Annotated in this window: 2 protein-coding genes; both read right to left on the bottom strand. The window is 36.8% G+C overall.

The annotated features are described in order from the left end of the window. Positions 1–53 precede the first annotated feature (53 nt). Entirely contained in the window at positions 54–806 is a 753-nt protein-coding gene (istB, locus tag H0185_RS23785; RefSeq protein WP_221876058.1) for an IS21-like element helper ATPase IstB, read from the bottom strand. Continuing rightward, on the bottom strand, positions 799–2,088 hold the full coding sequence (istA, locus tag H0185_RS23790) for an IS21 family transposase (RefSeq protein ID WP_221876059.1): 1,290 nt from the start codon (positions 2,086–2,088) through the stop codon (positions 799–801). Before istA ends, istB begins: the two co-directional genes overlap by 8 nt. Positions 2,089–2,179 lie beyond the last annotated feature (91 nt).

Consider the following 2,179-nt stretch of genomic DNA (forward strand, 5'->3'; position numbering starts at 1 on the left):
TATAAATGTCAATGTAATCATGTACATTTTTGACTGTGTAAGAATGTACATTTTTAATCATTTTCAGTTTCAAAATGATTCTTGATTCTATATGAATCACCAATGATATTTACTACAGTGGCGTGATGTAGAACGCGGTCTAATATCGCATTCGCCAACATAGTATCTTGAAAAACCCCGTCCCACTCCTTGAAGCTAATATTAGTTGTTAGAATTGTACTCTTTTTTTCATATCGCAAATCAATCAACTGGAAGAATAACTTGGCATCCTCCCTGTCAATTGGGAGGTAGCCTATTTCATCAATAATTAAAAGTTTATATTTTGTATAGTGCTTTAATCTCGATTCCAATCTATTTTCCAGCTTTGCTCTCTTTAAATTCATGATTAGATCATTGCACTTAATAAAATAGGTGCTTGTTCTTTTTTTTGCTGCTGCTATACCTATAGAGGTTGCTAAATGTGTCTTTCCTACACCACTTGTCCCTAAAAAAACAATGTTCTCTTTCTCCTCCAGGAACCTCAACGAGGTAAAATCAAGCATCTGCTGTTTATTAATGGTAGGTTGAAACTCAAAATCGAATTCGCTTAATTCTTTACGGTGAGGAAAACCTGCCACCTTCACCATTGAGTTGATCATACTTTTCTCTCGGACATCAATTTCATAATTCGTTAACTTGACCAGTGTATCAACGAATGACAACTGGTTATTCATACTAAAGTCAATCGTATCACCCAAATGTTCAATCATTTGTTTCAGGTTTAAATAATCCAGGTTTTTAAGGAGTTGTTGGTAAGAGCTATTCACTTTTATATACCTCACTAATCGCTTGTAGATTTTTTCTTGCTAATTCTTTAATATCCGGGAATCTCCCAAGGCTTTCGGACAACGCTTCTACATAATGCTCTTTCTTGTAATTAAGGCGAATCTGGCTGATTTTATGTTGTGCGATCAGATCGGTGTTATAATAAATATGGATTTGGTCGTCATAGACTTGTAGACCTACGGTCTTTCCTTTATATTCAGCTGGAACTGAGTACTGGTTTGATTGGTAAGTAACCATATTGCTTGGATTTACTTTTACAAGTTTGTGGCTGATCTTATAAGAGTCTCTTAGTTCTTTCCGTGGTAGGGGAAGTAAGAGGCTCTTTTCTAGTGGTAGTGCTAAAACAGGTATTTTTCCTGTACCTTGATGATAACTATGGTTAATCCGTTCACAAAGATTTTGGACAAATTGATTAAGTTCCTCATAATCAAACTTGCCTTGATATGCATGGATTTCATCCAATAACTTCATAGGGGATTCAACTTTCCCTTTTGTCCTTGGCCTTCCTGCAATACATGGCTGCACTTTAAATCCACAGTCTTTTGCGAACTGATGGAACCTCTCATTCACCACCCCTTTTGTATACTCCGTTCTTGCCTCATCCATCACTGTTTTCATGTTGTCAGTTACAATTACTTTAGGTACTCCACCCCAAGCTTCAAAACTCTCCATTAGGAAGGAGGTGACAACGCTTTGGGATTTGGAAATGGATAAATGAAAGGCTCTAAATCTTGAATGAGCCAATAGTAGAACCCCCACATTGACATAAAGGATTTCTCCGTCCTTCGTTATGTACCTGATATTTTCTTTCCAGTCGAATTGTGCTTGTTCTCCAGGAGCTGTTTCAAACCGGACGATTGACTTTACAGGCTGGGTTCTTTTCCCCGCTGTGAAATACGCTTGGAATTCAGGCCTTTTGGATAGGTAGGCCCTGAAATTTGATTGTGAACACTCCAGTCCGTGGTTATCTTTTAGATATTGCCAAAGCACTCGCTTATAATAAAAGATCTGTTTAGATTCCTTGGAAAGTAGTAGGGCAATGACATCATAATATTCATCTATTTTAGAATTACTTTTTCGCTTTCCCTGGGGTACATAACCATTTAGATACTTATCTATCGTCCTCCGATCAACCTTCAACTCTCTGGCCAACTTACTCTTATTAATTTTCATATTCAGATTCTCCATAAGAAGCTTTAGTTTTGGTAAGTCCGTGATACACTTTATCTCTATCTCTGTAGTCACTTCTAGCTGTATATGCATTCTCTCCACCTCAGGTAAAGTATGAATGCATTACACAAAACTGTACATTCTTACGTAATCATTTTTGTACATAATTAAATTAGCATTTCTA

It is taken from the genome of Mesobacillus maritimus, assembly GCF_019749255.1.
GTDB classification, from domain to species: domain Bacteria; phylum Bacillota; class Bacilli; order Bacillales; family Cytobacillaceae; genus Mesobacillus_B; species Mesobacillus_B maritimus_A.